Annotated in this window: 19 protein-coding genes; 10 read left to right on the plus strand and 9 right to left on the minus strand. The window is 34.9% G+C overall.

The window, feature by feature from the left end; genetic code table 11:
- Window positions 1-23: 23 nt before the first annotated feature.
- The 4 genes from HNS40_RS07020 to HNS40_RS07035 form a co-directional block, all read right to left on the minus strand.
- Window positions 24-440, minus strand: a complete 417-nt coding sequence (locus HNS40_RS07020) for a hypothetical protein (RefSeq protein ID WP_172279095.1) — start codon at window positions 438-440, stop codon at window positions 24-26.
- Between the two features lie 12 nt (window positions 441-452).
- Window positions 453-677, minus strand: a complete 225-nt coding sequence (locus HNS40_RS23680) for a hypothetical protein (RefSeq protein WP_172279098.1) — start codon at window positions 675-677, stop codon at window positions 453-455.
- A 248-nt stretch (window positions 678-925) separates the two neighbouring features.
- Window positions 926-2,029, minus strand: a complete 1,104-nt coding sequence (locus tag HNS40_RS07030; protein ID WP_172279100.1) for a hypothetical protein — start codon at window positions 2,027-2,029, stop codon at window positions 926-928.
- Between the two features lie 907 nt (window positions 2,030-2,936).
- Complete coding sequence (locus tag HNS40_RS07035) at window positions 2,937-4,193, minus strand: GWxTD domain-containing protein (protein ID WP_172279102.1); 1,257 nt, start codon at window positions 4,191-4,193, stop codon at window positions 2,937-2,939.
- Window positions 4,194-4,339: 146 nt separating this feature from the next.
- On the opposite strand from HNS40_RS07035, the gene HNS40_RS07040 reads away from it, so the two are divergent.
- The 3 genes from HNS40_RS07040 to HNS40_RS07050 all read left to right on the plus strand — a co-directional run bounded on the left by HNS40_RS07040 (window position 4,340) and on the right by HNS40_RS07050 (window position 6,671).
- Complete coding sequence (locus HNS40_RS07040) at window positions 4,340-5,101, plus strand: energy transducer TonB (protein ID WP_172279104.1); 762 nt, start codon at window positions 4,340-4,342, stop codon at window positions 5,099-5,101.
- Between the two features lie 102 nt (window positions 5,102-5,203).
- A complete protein-coding gene (locus HNS40_RS07045; protein ID WP_172279106.1) occupies window positions 5,204-5,707 on the plus strand; it encodes a metallophosphoesterase in 504 nt (167 codons plus the stop codon).
- Window positions 5,708-5,717: 10 nt separating this feature from the next.
- Complete coding sequence (locus HNS40_RS07050; RefSeq protein ID WP_172279108.1) at window positions 5,718-6,671, plus strand: carbon-nitrogen hydrolase family protein; 954 nt, start codon at window positions 5,718-5,720, stop codon at window positions 6,669-6,671.
- Between the two features lie 27 nt (window positions 6,672-6,698).
- On the opposite strand, the gene HNS40_RS07055 is transcribed toward HNS40_RS07050, so the two are convergent.
- Window positions 6,699-7,616, minus strand: a complete 918-nt coding sequence (locus HNS40_RS07055) for a TIGR01777 family oxidoreductase (protein ID WP_172279110.1) — start codon at window positions 7,614-7,616, stop codon at window positions 6,699-6,701.
- A gap of 88 nt (window positions 7,617-7,704) precedes the next feature.
- Window positions 7,705-8,382: a MarR family winged helix-turn-helix transcriptional regulator gene (locus HNS40_RS07060; RefSeq protein WP_172279112.1), complete on the minus strand. Its 678-nt coding sequence runs from the start codon at window positions 8,380-8,382 to the stop codon at window positions 7,705-7,707.
- Between the two features lie 90 nt (window positions 8,383-8,472).
- Here HNS40_RS07060 and HNS40_RS07065 point away from each other — a divergent pair, with 90 nt between their 5' ends.
- From HNS40_RS07065 to HNS40_RS07080, 4 genes are read left to right on the plus strand one after another with little or no spacing between them, the layout of a single operon-like run.
- The gene (locus HNS40_RS07065; RefSeq protein ID WP_172279114.1) at window positions 8,473-9,216 is read left to right on the plus strand and encodes a hypothetical protein; all 744 of its coding nucleotides are present in this window, start codon (window positions 8,473-8,475) and stop codon (window positions 9,214-9,216) included.
- A gap of 1 nt (window position 9,217) precedes the next feature.
- Complete coding sequence (locus tag HNS40_RS07070; protein WP_172279116.1) at window positions 9,218-11,593, plus strand: TonB-dependent receptor; 2,376 nt, start codon at window positions 9,218-9,220, stop codon at window positions 11,591-11,593.
- A gap of 46 nt (window positions 11,594-11,639) precedes the next feature.
- The gene (locus tag HNS40_RS07075) at window positions 11,640-11,789 is read left to right on the plus strand and encodes a hypothetical protein (RefSeq protein WP_172279118.1); all 150 of its coding nucleotides are present in this window, start codon (window positions 11,640-11,642) and stop codon (window positions 11,787-11,789) included.
- Between the two features lie 13 nt (window positions 11,790-11,802).
- Complete coding sequence (locus tag HNS40_RS07080) at window positions 11,803-12,276, plus strand: lipocalin family protein (RefSeq protein ID WP_172279120.1); 474 nt, start codon at window positions 11,803-11,805, stop codon at window positions 12,274-12,276.
- A gap of 88 nt (window positions 12,277-12,364) precedes the next feature.
- On the opposite strand, the gene HNS40_RS07085 is transcribed toward HNS40_RS07080, so the two are convergent.
- Complete coding sequence (locus HNS40_RS07085) at window positions 12,365-12,832, minus strand: DUF4293 domain-containing protein (RefSeq protein WP_172279122.1); 468 nt, start codon at window positions 12,830-12,832, stop codon at window positions 12,365-12,367.
- Between the two features lie 180 nt (window positions 12,833-13,012).
- Between HNS40_RS07085 and rho the strand changes: the two genes are divergently transcribed.
- Window positions 13,013-14,929 carry a transcription termination factor Rho gene (rho, locus tag HNS40_RS07090; RefSeq protein WP_172279124.1) on the plus strand — a complete coding sequence of 639 codons (1,917 nt, stop codon included), beginning with the start codon at window positions 13,013-13,015 and terminating at the stop codon, window positions 14,927-14,929.
- A gap of 394 nt (window positions 14,930-15,323) precedes the next feature.
- Here rho and murC read toward each other — a convergent pair whose 3' ends face one another.
- Entirely contained in the window at window positions 15,324-16,682 is a 1,359-nt protein-coding gene (gene murC, locus HNS40_RS07095; RefSeq protein ID WP_172279126.1) for a UDP-N-acetylmuramate--L-alanine ligase, read from the minus strand.
- A gap of 131 nt (window positions 16,683-16,813) precedes the next feature.
- Between murC and HNS40_RS07100 the strand changes: the two genes are divergently transcribed.
- Both HNS40_RS07100 and HNS40_RS07105 read left to right on the plus strand, forming a co-directional pair.
- Window positions 16,814-17,338, plus strand: a complete 525-nt coding sequence (locus HNS40_RS07100; RefSeq protein WP_172279128.1) for a hypothetical protein — start codon at window positions 16,814-16,816, stop codon at window positions 17,336-17,338.
- On the plus strand, window positions 17,339-18,193 hold the full coding sequence (locus tag HNS40_RS07105; RefSeq protein ID WP_172279130.1) for a hypothetical protein: 855 nt from the start codon (window positions 17,339-17,341) through the stop codon (window positions 18,191-18,193).
- Here HNS40_RS07105 and HNS40_RS07110 read toward each other — a convergent pair.
- Complete coding sequence (locus HNS40_RS07110) at window positions 18,190-18,900, minus strand: hypothetical protein (RefSeq protein ID WP_172279132.1); 711 nt, start codon at window positions 18,898-18,900, stop codon at window positions 18,190-18,192. The genes HNS40_RS07105 and HNS40_RS07110 overlap by 4 nt on opposite strands.
- Between the last annotated feature and the right edge of the window lie 31 nt (window positions 18,901-18,931).

Raw genomic sequence — 18,931 nt, forward strand, 5'->3', positions numbered from 1 at the left:
ATTATTTAACTAAATTTCTAATACTACCTTTTAAATTCAATGATGATAATTTCATCTTCATTTAGCGATTCCAATATTAGATTGGATGAGTTTAGTTTCGTAATATCATATTTGAAAAGTCTCTTTTTTAGTTTTGATGCCTTTAAACCTTTATCAAAACCTTCAATTTCAATATTTTCTTGATTATCAACCCAAGCCCAAGTTGTTGTATCTGTAATTCCTGTGGTAACAAAGGTATTGATTAGCTTTCCATCACCAATAAACTCCCATTGAAAATCCATCATATAATTTACTACTTCCCCATTTATCGTATATTTATCAATATTCCATTCTTGACATAGCAAATCATCCTTACTAATTTGTGGTTCCGTCTCCTCATCTTTTTTACAAGAGCTCAACCCAATTAGAAGTGCTGCAAGTATTAAAACTATATTTTTCATATTGTTATGTTTTTATTGGTTTTCAAGTTTTTCTTTTAAACTATCTATCTCCTTCTGCTGTTGAGCAATATCCTTTTGCTGTTGGATAATATAAAGAGTCAACTCCTCTACTTTCCTTAATAAGACATCATCCATTTCTCCAAGGTTGTATCCGTTTTCGGCAAACTCCTTGGCACTCATAACTTCTGGCAAATGCTTTTTAGTATTTACATAGCTTTCCAGCTCTGTTAATGGCATTAATGGATAATCTTCTTCGAATACATAATCGGAGCTTGGTACTGTTTCTGTTACTAGTATTTCTTTCGCATTAATGGATCCATTAACTGCTAATTTATGTGCACCAGCATTTTCTGTTCCTATTCCTATTCTACCAGCAAAATATAAGTTGCCATTAATATCCTTAAATTGTGGCTCTTGCCAACTTGCATCACCATCGGCATCAGCGGTTAGTACATAACCTGTAACATCGGTATTGGTTGTTATCTTTATTTTTTTGTAATGAAGGTTCCGTCGTGAAAGGTTAGCCTTGTGGCACTTGGATCTCCATAATAAACCATTTCTAATGTCATTTTATCTACTCCTTGACAAGCCCAATTATAACGAGCACTACTAGAACTAGTTTTAAATGTTAATTCAGGTTTTCCTGACTCATGACTAGTCTCCATTAGAAAATCAGAATAGGTATTGCCTCCAGAGTATGTTGCTCCAACAAATCTCAATCCTATCGTTTGTGACCCAAAATCAATATCCAATGGAGATTGGGGGTTATTCGTTCCAATTCCTACTTTGCCATTAGCTCTATAAATATTGCCATTGCTATCTTCCCACAAATTTGGTTCTGTTACTGTTTCTATACTTTTCCAGCTGGCCAAACCCACACTGTTGGAAACTAAGATCTTGCCATTTCCAGCACCACTAGTCATTTGAAAATTTGTAGTTTTTGTTCTCCCAATCACCTCAAGTGCATTGGTATCATTGGCATCATCGATTCCAATTCCTACATTTCCCCATTTATCAATACTCATTCCTCTCAAACTAGCTTTCCCAGCTCCACCACCTCCATATAGTGATTTTAGCAGAATCGTTTTACCAATAGTTGAGCTTCCAAAACTTATCAAACCATTTGTTGTTGAAGCAAAATTTAACTCAGAATTAGTCCTTATTTTACCGTTTACAACTAATCTGATTCCACTCGAACTTGCTTTCCCAATACCAACATTAGCAGAAGTTCCTGAGTTATAACTTATACCATTGCTTTCTGTACTCCAGGGCGAAGGGTCACCTCCACTACCTCCTGTACTTGGTGCAGCCCAATAGGCTGTTCCAAAACTACCAGCGGTTAAAACATCTCCTGTATTCCCCCTTGGCAAAATTAAACCCTTTGCAGAAATTGTTCCGCTAACATCTAATTTAGAATTCGGTCTGCTAGTTCCAATTCCCACATTATCAGCATCGTAATATAAATCTGCTTTATTGGCAAGTGTCCAGTAATTTGTAAGGGTTTTACCATTTTTATTATTTGAATTATCCAACTCTAGTTTGTTTTCTACTTTTTTTATATCTGTTTGTGCAGAAACAGATGAAACCATAAATGCTATTATAATAGCATACCATAACTACTTTTTCATGAATGAAAAGAAATTATAAGAAAGCTCAAAGAATGTACTTCTAATTAAATTCCAATGACTTTCTCTCACCGATAACATTACTTAATTGCTATCAGCATATATTATTACTACTTTTGTAGCTTATTCGGCCCGATTCTAAGTTTACCCCGGATTTGTTGCGAAAATGGTGAGAGCTAAGGACGGGCTGATTGTTTCTTTTTTATCATAACAAATTGACCAAATAAGCGAAACAATGGCCGCCAGCCAGCTAAGTAAATTCGCTTGCCTCCAATTGATAAATCCTTTTTTTGCTTTGTATCACACCAAACATAGCCCTATACTTTTACAAAGAAATTAATAAAACAGTACTGAATATATGCTCTATAGGTAGTAATACAGGGGGGGGTATGTCTATTTTGCTTTTTCGCCTTATATATTTGTATATTAGACTTTTCTATGGTTTCCATGCGATAATTTAAAAAATAACTTGAACAAATATAGTAATATTCTTTATATACGTAAATTTAAATTGAATAATGACTGAAAAGAAATAATTGAGGAGGGATATATCTATTAATACTCTTTTTGGGGTTTTCGTAACCCTATTTTTTGAGATTTTTTTCATCTAATAGCAAAAGCGCTGTTTTCAGATTGTCTTTTGACAAGCCCATTAAGTAGTTATTCTTTTTATATCTGTCTCTAATCTACTTTACAGCAGAGCTAACTAGTGCCTGCACGAAAACTGCTTAATTTTGGAGTGCTTAGTCAGAAGACGTCAAGTTCGAGGCTTTCGCAGTTTTGAAAGTCAGGCGTCCCGACTATAAATGTCGGGATAACTGTTTTCAAAACAAGAGTAACGAAGAAATTGGCGTTTTCTGGCAAGCACTAACTATTGGTTTCGCCAATGATCTAATAACTGGTACCAAGAGCTTTTATAGCTTTCACTGCGCTCCAGTACAAATTCTTTATCTATTAGCGGCGTGTTCACGATGTTAAACACAAACTTAAGATCATTATAATCGGCATCAGGACCATATTCCCATACCTCACTGGCCTGTTCTTGATACACATGATCTGGAGGACCATAAATCATAAATATCATTCCTCGATCTGTTTTCCAGCCTTCTTTATAGGTAGTAAAGATTCTGTTCGCTCTTAACATTCGGGCATAATAGGTTTTCATCATTTCCTGACTCCTCTCCTTTGTTCTGTCCTCAAAATACCAAAATTCATTAATGGTATGAGCAGGGTCGTCGCCCAACATCATTGAAAATTCTTTTCTGGCATTTAAATATCTTAGGGCAAACACTTTTTGAGCATCGGAGCTTACTGATGGAAAGTCATCATAAAACTGCACTATGGTTTTTCCTGCTAAATCATCCTTTTTTGCATGGATTTTATAAACTCCAGATTTTGGTAATTGTATTAAAGAAGAAAGACCATCTTGCAAACCAAGATCGAATCCTTCAAAAATTTCTGGTTTAGAAAATTCCACTTGTTCTAGATTGGAATATGGTGGTTTTGCTGGAGAAAATTGTGGTTTTATATAACTTAGGTGAAGAACCTTAGCACCTGTATACCGATACTGTATTCTGACTTGCTTTCCATACTCTAACCATGGAAACCAAGATATTTCATTGTTCTCATCTAAGACTCTATAATTCTCAGCGGCATCCTCAGTTTTAAAAATCCTCAGAAACTTTAAATAATTGCTTTTATTTACTGGGTCTTGAAGGCTCACCAAAATCACATAATTGGAATTTTGCACCAAAGGAAGTGGAATTTTTATCTGAGCCACTCCATTTTGGATCTGATCAAAAGCCAATAATTCACTAAGCTTATAGGAGTCCGTTTCTATCACATCCTTTTTATTCATGGAAGTATAAACCGCATAAGTTAAAGTCATATAGCTATATATTTCCAGCTGATTGCTCTTTAAATTAGGAATTAATGATGGTAATACCCTAATAGATAGTTCTGACAGGCTATCATTTACATGAAACACCTGTTGCTGCATCATCCTACCTGGAAATTCATCAACATATTGTTTTGCTGTATTATATTTATTGAGTTTATTGCTTTGAGAGCAAGAAACTAGAGTGGCCATGATTAAAAGAAAACCAAAAAACTTAAGAAATCGATTCATAGTTATATGTTTTTAAGACTTACTTATAGACCAAAAGTTATGCCAAAAAACCACTTGAATAAATAAAAGTATAAGCACAGTAATAACAGTAGTTTAGGTTTCCATCTTTGGTTTTTTATTATCTTTGAACATCTAAACACACAATTATGAAAAAGTCCATATTTCTATTTGTATTGGCTATGATTAGCCATAGCATTTTTGCTCAATTCATTTCCTATCCCGCTGAAATTGTTGGAGGAAGCTATAATTATAAAATGGTTTTCGAACAGGAAATATATTATCCACAAGCGGCCAAGGAAGCCAAGGCCGAAGGAGAAATCATCATCTTTTTTACGGTGGGAGAAGATGGTTTCGGTAAAGATTTCAAAGTGGTTCAATCTGTTCATCCAGAATTAGACCAAGCTTATATCGAAATGATGAAGTATTTAACTTGGGTTCCTGGCAATAAAGATGGCGCAGTATGTGCGTCACAAGAAAAAAAATATCAAAAATTAAAAATTAAGAAATATGATAAATTGGTCAAAAAAAGAGGATACGATCAACCTCCTTTTCCATATACTCCCTACTCGTCAGAAATGACATTAAGGCCAAATAGCAAGTTGGAGCAAAAGACAAAGCCATTTTATAAAAATAAAGAAGTAAATGTTTATAAATTTATTTCAGAGTATATTAAAATTCCTGACGCAGCAGTAAAACAAGGAATTAAAGGAGAAGTAGAAATTGCATTTATAGTTGAGCCTAGTGGCAGATTGAGTAATTTCAGAGAAATTAAAGGACTTGGCGGAGGCTGTACCGAGGAGGCCTATCGTTTGATTCAAATGCTCAAATGGGAACCAGCCAAAGCAAACGGAGAATATGTGAGAAGCGAATATCAGATTACAGTTAATTTTGGGAATTCGAAGTATTAAGGAATAAGTGAACAGTGAACAACTAAATTTAAATGACTAATCTCCAAACAAAACCAAACTATTAGTTGTTAGTTATTCACTGTTAACTCAATTGAAAATTGAATGAAGAGAATAGGTTTGTTATCAGATACACATGGTGTTTTGCATCCTCGAGTGAAGAACTTCTTGAAAGATTGTGACCAGATTTGGCATGCCGGAGATGTAGGAGATGCACAAGTGATTGAAGATTTAAAAGAAATAGCTCCAGTGCGAGCCGTCTTTGGGAATATTGATAATTCTGTAATCAGAGAAGCCTGGCCAGAAGATGCTATATTTGGTGTGGAAGGCCTAAAAATATATATGACACATATTGGAGGTTATCCCGGAAGGTACCAACCCCGTGCTCGTCAACTCATAGAAGCTCATCTTCCAGATATCTTTATCAGTGGGCACAGCCATATCTTAAAAGTGATGCCTGATAAAAAGAAAAGACTCCTCCATATTAACCCTGGCGCTGCCGGAAATAATGGTTATCATAAAAGCATTACCTGTATTCGTTTTGTATTGGATAGGGGAAGAATTGATGATTTGGAAGTATTTGATTTGGATAGGAAGAAGAAGATTTAATAACAATGCCATGGAAAATACTCAAATAAAAATTGGAATTGCACAAATAGCTCCAGTATGGTTAAACAAGGAAGAAAGCACTAAAAAAGTAATATCATTTATAGAAGAAGCTGCAAAAGAATCCTGTAGTTTGGTAACCTTTGGCGAAACCTTATTACCGGGTTACCCTTTTTGGATTTCACTGACCAATGGAGCTGAGTTTAATTCAAAAATTCAAAAGAAAATATTTGCTCATTATCTAAAGAATAGTATCAATATAGAACGAGGAGATTTAAAAGATGTTTGCGAAACAGCCAAACAACTTAAAACTGCAGTATACCTGGGAATTGCAGAACGTGCAGAAAACAGAGGAGGCCATAGTATTTATTGTTCTCTAATTTATATCAATAAGCTCGGTGAGATAAAATCGGTACATAGAAAACTTCAACCTACTTTTGAAGAAAGGTTATGCTGGTCCCCTGGAGATGGAAATGGTTTACGAGTTCATAAGCTAGAAGGATTTACTGTAGGAGGTTTAAACTGCTGGGAGAATTGGATGCCTTTAAGTAGAACCGCTCTTTATGCTCAAGGTGAAAACCTGCATGTGGCCGTGTGGCCAGGAAGTGCTCAAATCACCAATGATATCACAAGATTTGTAGCCAAAGAAAGCCGCTCTTTTGTGATTAGCGCCAGTGGATTGATGCGAAAAGAAGATTTTCCTGCCGAGACTCCTCATTTGGATTTAATTTTAGAAAAAGCACCAGAAATGCTAGCCAATGGAGGCTCCTGTATTGCTGGCCCCGATGGCGAATGGATTATTCCTCCTCAAATCGGGGAAGAACAACTAATAACTGCAGAATTAGATTTGAATAGCGTATACGAAGAAAGACAGAACTTTGACCCAAGTGGCCATTATTCTCGTCCTGACATTACTCAGCTTCATGTAAATAGAGGCCGACAAGCTTTGGTAAAGTTTAATGATTAAGACTTATAACTATTTAACTTCTAGCTTCTAATTTTCAGAAAACAATTCCTGAATATCAGTCACCTGAAAATTAAAACCCTCCCCTATTATTTTATCCGAGGAAACTCTGCTTCCTTCTAATAATATGGAAGACATTTCCCCATAAATAAGTTTAAACACAAAGGAGGGTACCGCAGGCATAAAGAAGGGCTTTTTCTTGGCTTTGGCTAAGGATTTCATTAATTCTTTGTTGCTGATATGACTAGGAACTACAGCATTATAAATCAGTGTGTTTTGAGGAGTCTGATTTTGCAACTTCTGCTCATATACGAAATAGAATAGTCTAGCTAAATCATTAAGCGCTATGCAAGGCATCCACTGTTTACCTGAGCCTAAAGCTGCACCAAAACCCATTTCTACAGGTTTTAGCATTTTCACTAATGCTCCTCCCTTTTCACTCATCACCACTCCTATTCTGAGTATGGCTGTTGGAATATTGAGCATAGTGAATTGTTGAACACTGGTTTCCCATAGTTTTACCGTTTCTGCTAGAAAATCATCTCCTGCAGCATCCTCTTCCTTAAATATTTTATCTGAGGTGAAGGTTCCATAATAACCAATTGCAGAAGCTGAGATAAAGGCATCTATTTTTTTAGATTTCTTTTTCACCATATCAAAAAGCAATTGCGTAGATTGGGTTCGACTGGAGATTATTTTTTCTTTTTGCTTAGGTGTCCAAGCTTTGCTAGAAATATTTTCCCCAGCTAAATGAATAATCACATCAGCAAATTCGATAGCCTCCTCATCTATTTTATCGTCTTCTACATCCCAGTAAAAAGAACGAATTGTTTGTTTGTCAGGATTTCGACTTAAAATGGCAATCTCATGTCCCTGTTTTTGAAAAAGAGCAGCAATTTCTTGTCCTACTAATCCACTACCTCCGCTTATTAATATATTTTTTTTCATAACTTTTAGTTAACAGTTAAAAACTAACAGTTAACAGTTCGATATAATAAAAGCAGTTATCTTTTTTTTAACTATTAACTGTCATCTACTATCTGTCAACTATTTTACCAATCACATACTTCTCGTGTAACTCCTCCAAACTAGTACTCTTATCTGCTTCATGAATATGTAAATGAAAGAAATTCAACTTATTAAAAACAGAAAGCGCTTCATTGAGCTCCTCTTTTTTCAAATTTCCTATCACTATTTCACTCACCTTGTGCATGTCTTCGAAGGCAAACATGACCTCTCTTATCCCTTTTTCAGTGAGAGAAACTCGTTTTGCTCTTTTATCTTTGGCATCAGGATATTCATAAATCAATTCATTCCGAATCAAACGCTTAATGATCTCACTACCACTTGATATTTCTAATAAATGCTTGTGAATCAACTCATTTTTTAATAGGCTTTTTTCTTTTAAAAGTGTAGCGAGGAAACCAAATTCATCAATGGTTTTAATGGAAGTATTGGTGAATGCCTTTTTTACATAATGACGCGCAAAGCGATATAAAGAAGTGAGCAAAGTGGAAAACTCTACTTCGGGATATGTTTTATATTGTTGATAGTTATTTTTATCAAAATCTGAATTTGATGAATTTGCCTCACCTAAAAGCACTTTATCTTTTAAATAAATGGCAAACTCTTTTATGTCAGTATTCCCCACCTCTAATTTATAGGCCTCCACATGGTCTAAAATCTCCTTTATCAACTTAATTTGCTCCGACATCGTAGTAAATTTAAATTTTCACAATTTTTTAAAACTTTATTACTATGTTTTTGTAATATATTTGCAAAATAAATACAAATAAGTATAATTATGAAATTTTACCTATATTTTATCAGTTTATTAGCAATATCCTTATTGCTTATACAGTGTAAAACCACAAAAATTGAAACTGAAAGCAAAATGACTATTCTCATTGATTCAGAGGATAATGGACCAGAAATGACCATTAATTTTATAAATGGCATAGGTTATAATCGCCCAACTTATGTTTTATGGATGGAAGATTTGGAAGGTCATTATATAAAAACCTTATTTATTACGAAGTCATATGCTAGTGGTATTTTTGGATATGAAATGCAAGGTGATAGTATTTGGATAAAAAAATCTGGTCCATCCTATCAACCAGCAGCACTTCCATACTGGTCTCACAAGAAAGGCGAAACTAATGGTCAATTGATTCCTAGTCCCGAGCAACCATTTGTAGACGCTTATACTGGAGCAACTCCAGAACAAAATTTTGAAATAAAAACCTCCTCCATGAATTTGGATAAGAAATATAGAATCTTTTTAGAGGTCAATCAATCATGGGATTGGAACAGCTTTTGGACGAATAATAAATATCCAGAAAACAAAGCTTATCAGCATTCTGCGCAACCTAGTATCGTATATGCAGTGGAGATTAATTCCGCATCGGAGTCCTTTTTCTTAAACCCAATTGGGCATGGAGATGCTAAGGGAGAGAGCGGAAAACTATTTACTAATTTAAACACACTTACTTCGGCTCTAAAAATATTTAACAGCATAGAAGTAAGAATCAATTCTCAAAATAACTAAAATGAAAAAACTATATATACTTTTCAGCCTATTGATGTTTACTTCCATAATATTCGCCCAAAAGGGTGAAGTTAGAGGTATTGTCAACGATGCAAAAAACAACGATCCCATTCCATTTGCTAACATCATAGTTGAAGGAACGACCATAGGTTCTACAAGTGATTTAGACGGAAACTTTATCATCACCGGTCTTGAACCAGGATATATCAACCTTAGAGTATCTTATGTGGGCTATCAAAGCAGTATCAGCTCCGATATCTTGATCAGCAATAGTAAAACACCATTTATTGAGATTGGACTTGAACCTTCACAAAACGAACTTAATGAAGTGGTCGTAAAAGTGGATTACTTAAAGAAAACTGAGGAGGCTCCATTATCTATGCAAAGCATAGGAACGAAGCAAATAGAAGGCAATGCAGGTAGTAATAGAGATATCTCTAGAGTTATTCAGTCCTTTCCTGGCGTAGGTTCCACTCCTGCTTTTCGTAACGATGTGATTATTCGTGGTGGTGGTCCGAGTGAGAATAGGTTTTTCCTCGATGGTGTGGAAATCCCGGTGTTGAATCACTTCTCCACCCAAGGAGCATCAGGAGGACCTGTTGGTATTATTAATGCCGACTTTATTCAAACTGTAGATTTTTATAGTGGTTCTTTTCCTGCTGCAAAATATAATGCTTTAAGTGGAATCTTAGATTTCAAGCAAAAAGAAGGAAGCAAAGACAAAACCAATTTTCAAGTTAGCTTAGGTGCCAGTGAAGCAGCCTTTACCGTGGATGGCCCAATTGGAGATAAAACCAGTTATATTTTCTCCGTAAGAAGAAGTTATTTACAGTTTCTATTTTCCGCCATTGGACTACCCTTTCTTCCCACCTTCAACGATTATCAATTTAAGCTAAAAACCAATTTCAATCCTAAAAATCAGTTGACCATTATCAGCTTGGGCTCATTAGATCAATTGAGTTTGAATACAGGAATTGAAAACCCAGATGCAGGCCAAGAATATCAATTGGCACAAATTCCAGTGAATAATCAGTGGAGTTATACCATTGGAGGTGTTTATAAGCACTTCTTCGACAATGGTTACCATACCTTGGTTCTGAGCAGAAACATGTTAAATAATGAGTTCTACAAATATCCAGATAACGTCGAAAGTAAAGATAAAATCTTTGATTATAAGTCTAGAGAATCAGAAAATAAGTTTCGCTATGAATTAAATTATCAGAAAAATGGTTTCAAGTATAATTTCGGAGTGAATACGGAATATGCAGAATATGAAAATCAAACCATACAGCAATTATTTTTAGAGGATTCCTTGTTTACGCTGAACTATAATACCAATATTAATGTGATTAAGTATGGTTTATCGGGCCAAGTTTCCAAAACTATTCTCAAAAACAGATTACTAGTGAGTTTGGGTTTACGTAGTGATGGTAATAACTATAACAGCAAAATGGCAAATCTCATCAATCAACTATCTCCAAGATTAGCATTAAGTTACTCTTTAACAGACCAAGTTCAGTTGAATGCAGGAGTAGGTAGATATTATCAGCAGCCTTCCTACACCACGCTTGGTTTTAGGAATAACGAGGGTATATTGATGAATGAAAATACAGCAGAATACATTGGTGCCAACCACTATAATTTGGGTGCAGAATACCGCTTTAATTCTCCAATGACCTTATCAGTCGAAGGTTTCTATAAGGATTATTTTCAATACCCTATTGATTTAGTTACGGGTTCAAGTTTAGCTAACCAAGGTGCAGAATACAGCAGTGTTGCAGGAGCAGTACCAGCAGTATTTACAGGAACTGGAGAAGCCATTGGCCTTGAAGTATTGCAAAGAATCAATTTCACAAACTTTACACTTTTGGCCTCCTATACTTATGTGAGAAGTAAATTTACTGACATCAATAATGATTTAGTACCCTCCTCTTGGGACAGCAAACACTTGCTTACCCTAACTGGTAGTAAGCAGTTTAAGAAAAACTGGAGAGCTGGTTTTAAATGGCGTTATGTGGGTGGACTACCTTATACGCCTTATGACCTAGAAACCTCAGCCAATGTTGAAGCTTGGGATGCCAGAGGTCAAGCCTATTATAATTATGGTGAAATCAATACCCTTCGCTACGATCCTTTCCATCAATTAGATTTAAGAATCGACAAAAACTATTTCTTCGATAATTGGAGTTTAATGGTATATTTAGACATTCAGAATGTATATAATTTTAAAGTTGCTGGTCAGGATTATGTGATTAGAGAAAAAAATCCAGATGGTTCCTATATGACTACTAATAACGGACAAGATTATGTATTACAAAGCGTTGCTAATGAATCGGGAACTGTTTTGCCTACTGTTGGGATCATGGTGAAGTTTTAGGAGGAAGATGACGGATGACGGATGACAGATAATCGAATTGGTTAAAATGTCAGGAAAAGCAAGACAGAAAGCAGAAGTAACGAAAGTTCATTGGTTTACCCTTTCAAACCCCAAAAAGAACAAAATAAATGATGAAACAGAACAAACTTATTTTAATCTTATCCCTGTTTGTGATAATCATAAGCACTGGATGTAGCTCAACTAAAGATATGAAAAGAACAAAAACGGTAGAACATTTGGAATTGGATAAATTTCTTGGAAAATGGTATGAAATAGCACGTTTTGACCATTCATTTGAACGCGGATTGAGTGGTGTAACCGCAACTTATTCAATGCAAGAGGATGGCAAAATAAAAGTATTGAACCAAGGTTATAAAGGAGGGCTACAAGGCAAACTGAGTCAAGCGGTGGGAAAAGCCAAAATCCCAAACCCTCAAGAACCCGGAAAACTCAAAGTCTCGTTCTTCTGGATCTTCTACGGCGATTATTTTGTTATGGAGCTTGATGAAAAAGATTACCAATGGGCTTTAATTGGATCCTCCTCCGAAAAGTATTTATGGATATTGAGTAGAAATCCACAATTAGAAGATGCTGTAAAAGTGCATTTATTGCAAAAAATGAAGGAAAGAGGATACGCAGAGGAAAATCTTATTTGGGTAGAACAGAAAGTAAATAATAGCTAACAGTGAACAGTTAATATTTGCATGACTGATGTTTATCTACTGCCGAAACATTAAACTTCCCAACCTCTTAGCCTTTTAACTCAAAAACTTACCTCAACCTATCCATAGAACGAATCAGTTTTTCATCTTTTGTAATGCCTCTGTTGGCTAGAAATAAAAAGACAAAAACCAAAACGGGCATAAAGCTTGCAAATTGATATTCTGGTGGATTCCCGACACTTTTTTCCAAAATCCCCATATAACCTAAAAAATAACCAGCTAAAAGTACTAAAGTAGTTGCCATATTGATTTTTGTTAGTAATAGTTGGCGTTTTCTGTTCTTAAAAGACACCAAAGTGATAATACTTAATGCAATAATAAGAATGACAATTCCCATTAATGGCAATAAAAACATCGAACTTAATTGCAAACTTGGATTGGGGTCGAAAAAGTTTACCTGATAAACATAAAGCGCAAGGTTGCTAGAACCATAAAACTTAGCCAAGGGAAAGGCAAACATAAGGGAGGCTGCAATGGCAGCTAGTATTAAATATAGACTTTGAATTCTTTGTATCATCACTAATAAATTTTGAATGGCAAAGATAGGTTCTTCCTCTCATTTGAAAAAATTCTAGGAAAAATAAATGTCCTAATTAAAAAATATTATATTTGCACAAACATTCCTAATAATCATTCGGTAAATAATAAATTCCCGTAATTTTATTTTTAAGAAGAAACTAATCATAATTTTCATTTTATGTACGATATTATTGAGTTGAGCAGCAAGAAAGTATTGGAGCTCAAAGACATTGCAAAAGATTTACAAATTCCAAAGTTCGAAAAACTGCTTAAACAGGATTTGATCTATAAAATCCTCGATCACCAAGCTCTAAATCCCACCCCTGAAATTTTAGAAAAGGAACAAAAAGAATCTAAACCAAATAAAAACAGAAAAAGGATCAACCGAGCTCCCGATGCTTCTACCAATGTTGAAAGAAGAGAGAGAAAACCTGAAGCTAATAAACCAAAAGCGGAAGCGAAAAAAGAAGATACCCAAAAGGTAGAAAAAAAAGCTCCCCCAATTGCTCCTAAGAAAAGTAATAACACCGAGCTTATTAGTGAAATGAAAGAAGCTGGTGCCGATTTATTCTCTGCAGAACAAAATAAGCCTGCTAAAAACAGACCAAACCCAAGAAAAGCTGCTGCTAAACCTCGTGAGAAGAAATTAGAAGCTAAAGAAGAAACAAAAGAGTACACTGAAAAAGTCTCTAGAGAAAGTACTGACAAACCAGAAGCTAAAAAAGAAGATAAAGCTGTTGTTTCGGATAATGAAAAAACAGAAGCTCCTCGAGAAAAAAGAGAAGCCAGACCAGAAAGAAAAGAAGCTCCTCGTAAATCTGATGTTCGTGATAACGATCGTAAAGCTGAAAACAACGATAACGATCGCAAACCTGAAGCTAAAGATAATGATCGTAGAACTCCGAACCCTCGTCGTCAACAGGAAAGAAATACTCCTAACCCTCGTGAAGATAGAGAAAAGAAACCTGTTTACGATTTCGACGGAATCATTAATAGTGAAGGTGTTTTAGAAATCATGCCTGACGGTTATGGATTTTTGCGCTCCTCTGATTATCATTATCTAAATTCTCCAGATGATGTTTATGTTTCTCAATCTCAGATTAAATTATTTGGATTAATGACTGGTGATACAGTACGTGGTAGCATTCGTCCTCCAAAAGAAGGTGAAAAATATTTCCCATTGATTAAAATTTCTACCATTAATGGAAAAACACCTGAAGAAATTAGAGACCGTATTCCTTTCGATTATTTAACTCCTCTTTTCCCAGAAGAGAAATTCAATTTAACAGGACATAAAGGAAGCACTATTTCAACTAGATTAATCGATTTGTTTGCTCCTATCGGTAAAGGTCAGAGAGGATTAATTGTTGCGCAACCCAAAACTGGTAAAACTGTTCTTTTAAAAGAAGTGGCCAATGCCATTGCTACCAACCATCCTGAAGCTTATTTAATCATATTATTGATTGATGAAAGACCTGAAGAGGTTACTGATATGGAAAGAAGCGTAAAAGCAGAAGTGATAGCTTCTACCTTTGATGAGCCAGCAGAAAGACATGTAAAAATAGCAAATATAGTATTAGAAAAAGCCAAGAGAATGGTAGAAAGTGGTCACGATGTTGTGATTCTTCTCGACTCTATTACTCGTCTTGCTCGTGCTTATAATACAGTATCTCCAGCCTCTGGTAAAGTATTATCAGGTGGTGTTGAAGCCAATGCCTTACAAAAACCAAAACGTTTTTTCGGAGCGGCTCGTAATATTGAAAGAGGTGGGTCTCTTTCTATTATCGCTACCGCTCTTACCGAAACGGGTTCTAAAATGGACGAAGTTATCTTTGAAGAATTTAAAGGTACTGGTAATATGGAGCTTCAGTTGGATAGAAAAATCTCTAATAAGCGTATCTACCCTGCTATTGACATCGTTGCTTCTAGTACTCGAAGAGAAGACTTATTAATTGACAAAGAAGCCATGCAACGTATTTGGGTTTTACGTAATCACTTAGCAGACATGAATCCTGTGGAAGCTATGGACTTTGTAAAAGACAAATTAAAATTTACTGATAATAATGAAGAATTCTTGATGTCCATGAATGGATAATCAGAATTGACAATCATATATGAGCCGATATTCCTTGATGGGATATCGGCTTTTTTACACCCTGCAACTATACTTAATCAAAGCTATAACAACCACTTAAACCCCATAGACTCTATATGTTTTTATCTGAATAATTGGCACAAATATTCAGATAAAAATTGTTGACCTTTATTTTTAATTTTCTTATAAATTAGCCCTTCAAAAACATGTGTATTGGCCAAAAGAAAAAAAAAAACCTAAATGCAAGTCGAAATTCTCCATATGCCATTATTCTTCTACATTGGTAAATACGGTTATATGACTAAAGTGGCTTTCAGTCAAAAAGAAAAATATAGACACATTTTGATTAATCATTGGTAATACTTTTTAAGTCATATTAAAAGTGGGAATTACCTTATAGCAAATGCCCAACCAATTCAGCATAATCCACGCCATCAAAATTTCCGGAACTCATTAAGAGCAGGTTCTGATTTTCCCAGTTTTCTGAGTAAAGTCGTTCTAATAACTTTTTTGAATCGGTAAATACCACTAAATCTTCTCTGGCGAAGGCTTGTTTTACTTGTTCTTCTGAAATGGATTCTAAGCGCTTATGTGCGATGGTATGTGGATTGAAATATACTATGGCCACATCTGCCTTATCCATAGCTCCTCTATATTCTTTTAAAAACTCACTATTCAAACTACTAAAAGTGTGGAGTTCCATGCAAGCGAATAATTTTCTATCGGTAAATTGTTCTTTCACTGCTGTGGTAGTCGCTTTCAGTTTAGATGGACTGTGGGCAAAATCTTTATAAATAGTAGAAGTGTCATTTTTTCCAATGGTTTCTAAACGATTGCTGGCTCCAGTGAAACTCGAAATGGCATTATAGAAATCTTTAGTCTCCACTCCTATTTGCTCACATACTCGTCTAGCCCCCTCGAGGTTCATCAAATTATGTTTCCCAAATACAGAAAGGGAATAGGAATGACCTTGATATTTTATTTTTGATTTATAATCATCAGCATTAATGGTGAATTCTGGAACATCATAAGCTATTACTTCAACATCCTCTCTTACTGTTTTATAAAGATCGGCTAAATATTTATCATCGGAACAATAAATTAGGCTGCCATCTTTTTCTATTAAGCCAATAAACTTTTCAAATTGCTCCAGATAGATATCAAAAGTTGGGAATACATTGATATGATCCCAAGCCACACCACTCAACAAAGCGATATGAGGATGGTAAAGATGGAATTTAGGTCTTCTATCTATTGGTGAAGACAAATACTCATCACCTTCTAATACAATATAAGGTGCATCGCTGAGCTTCACCATGACTTCGAAACCTTCTAACTTGGACCCAACCATATAGTCGGTTTTAATATTTAGTTGGTCTAACACGTGGAGGATCATTGCCGTGATGGTTGTTTTCCCATGGCTTCCGCCTATCACAATCCTAGTTTTATCCTTCGATTGCTCATAAAGAAATTCAGGATAGGAATATATTTCTAATCCTAGCTCCTTAGCTTTTGCCAATTCAGGATTATCTGCTCTGGCATGCATACCTAATATGATAGCATCAATATTACTATTTATTTTCTTAGGCTGCCAACCCATTTCTTTTGGTAAGAGATTATATTTATCCAATCTTCCTTTGGAAGGCTCAAAAATTTCATCATCGGAACCTGTCACTTGGTTTCCTTTTAAATGTAATGCAATGGCCAAATTGTGCATGGCAGCTCCACCTATAGCAATAAAATGGTAGTTCATAACTTCAATATTTAACTCAAAAATACAGAATTAATGCAGGAAATAAGGACTAGTAAATATGACTTTGTTAACAATGAAATTTTAATTATATTTGTCTAAAGGCATAATGTTTCACCTACAAATATTTCATTATGAAAAGACTACAATATCTTACCTTATCTCTCGTCATCGTATTTTTAAGCTCATGTAGCAATATTGTGTATCATCATCCTATTCCAAAGGATCAAATATCATTAGCGGAATTCCCATCCGAACTCCAAGGTTACTATGTAGACAGCGATGGAGATACCCTCTGTATTGCCAGCAATAAATATAGTTATGGTGAAATGAACAATCAAAGCTTCCTACAGGGTGAATTAGGAGCCGATTTGGTTCTGAAAAAATTAGACAGCTACTATTTTATGAATTTCAAGAATGAGGATGGTTATTGGGAAATGATTGCAGCGCAACTTAGTTCTGAACAACTTAGCCTTTTTTGTATTGATATTGAAAATAAAGAGCAGATAAAATTAGTAAATCAGCATATTGAGAAAGGGAAAGTGAGATCAACAAAAAAAGATGGAAAATACATTATAAACCCAAGTGATCAAGAAATATTGAACCTATTAAACGACTCAAGAATATGTCAAAAAGAATTGCTTAATAAGCTTAAATAAATGGAACGTTCTATACAATTTATCGTTAGGTTTTACAATCGTGTGCATCAGGTATGGGAAAACCAGAAAACACATTCCCGATTAGCAACATTGCTTGTTCTAAGCTTTTTGATTTCTTTGGGGATGTCGCTGTTTTTATATTTAGGACTAGTTCCGGAAAACCTTGAATACCTATTTCCAAAAAATATATTTCAATCTATTCAAATTAGCTTTTCACTCTTATTATTAATTGAGGTAGTAGGCTTGGTTTTCACCTTATCTAATTCTGTTTCCTCCTCTCTGGTGAAGCAATTAGAAATCCTAAGTCTTATTCTATTGAGAAGTGCATTTAAGCAGTTTGGAGAGTTTTACGAGCAAAATAACTGGGCTGATTTTGAACCCGTCATCAGTATGTTATCAGATGCTTTTGGAGCCATGGCTATTTTTATTATTATTCTGCTCATCAACAAAACACTAAAACACACTCCAATTACTGACGATCCAGAGAGCCAAACCCGATTTATCATGTTTAAGAAAGTAACAAGCCTGATATTGTTTATGGTATTTCTGACTTCGGGTATTTATGATATCATCCTCTATCTTCAGCATTCTCAAGCTTTCGACTTCTTCAAAAACTTTTATACCATCCTCATATTTGCCGATATATTTCTTGTATTATTATCGCTCCGATATAATTACTCTTATATTGTGGTATTTAGAAACTCCGCTTTTGCAGTAGCCACTATCATTATTAGAATGGCACTCTCAGCACCAATCTACTATAATATAGCTTTAGGAATATTAGCTTCTCTTTTTGTACTTGGGGTTTCATTTTTCTATACGAAATATCGACATTGCAGCTCTGATGTACATTAATCTGCACAAGAAATCCTACCGATTCCATTTAATGGGGTTAAACCATTTTCAGTATTCGCAGTGGTAACTTCCAATATCTTCTTAATGGTAAGAAAATCCTTATTAAAGAACTTGATAGACAAGTAAAATCCCGTATCGGTAAAATATACGTAATTACCAGCTTTATCGGTAATCGTAAAGTTCTTATTATACTCTATATCTTGATGAAATTTCTCTTTTAGCATCCCCACCACTAGTTCTGCTGTTTCTTCATTAATACTACTAAAAACATATTCACCCATGAAATACTCATTTCCACAGTGATAAAGCAGTGTTTTTTCATTGCTATGAAACAATCTACTTTTATAACCCATCACTCCAAAATCCACTTCCTTCTCTTCACTAACTGTGAAACAATCGGGCTTACCTCTTTCCTTCAAAGTCTCTTTCAAATGTGTACCAAAACTCAAATCATCAAAGTCAAATACTTTTTCACTTTGGTATTGAATTGGACTATCAACTGCTTTATGAATAGAAAGAATATGGTAGTAGAAATCGTCTTTGAAACAATAAGGGTGTGGCTTTTTCCTTGTGTATTGTTTGAATTTCAATACATATTTTCGGCTATACTCACCAAAAATCAATTTGTGAAGAAATAAATTTATAATCTTTCTGAATCCTATCGCTATAACAAAAATCACAGCGATTATAACGATAAATGAGTTCATAGATGCGTTTAAAAAAACGGTTTACAGGCTA

The organism is Lentimicrobium sp. S6 (assembly GCF_013166635.1).
GTDB lineage: Bacteria > Bacteroidota > Bacteroidia > Bacteroidales > UBA12170 > UBA12170.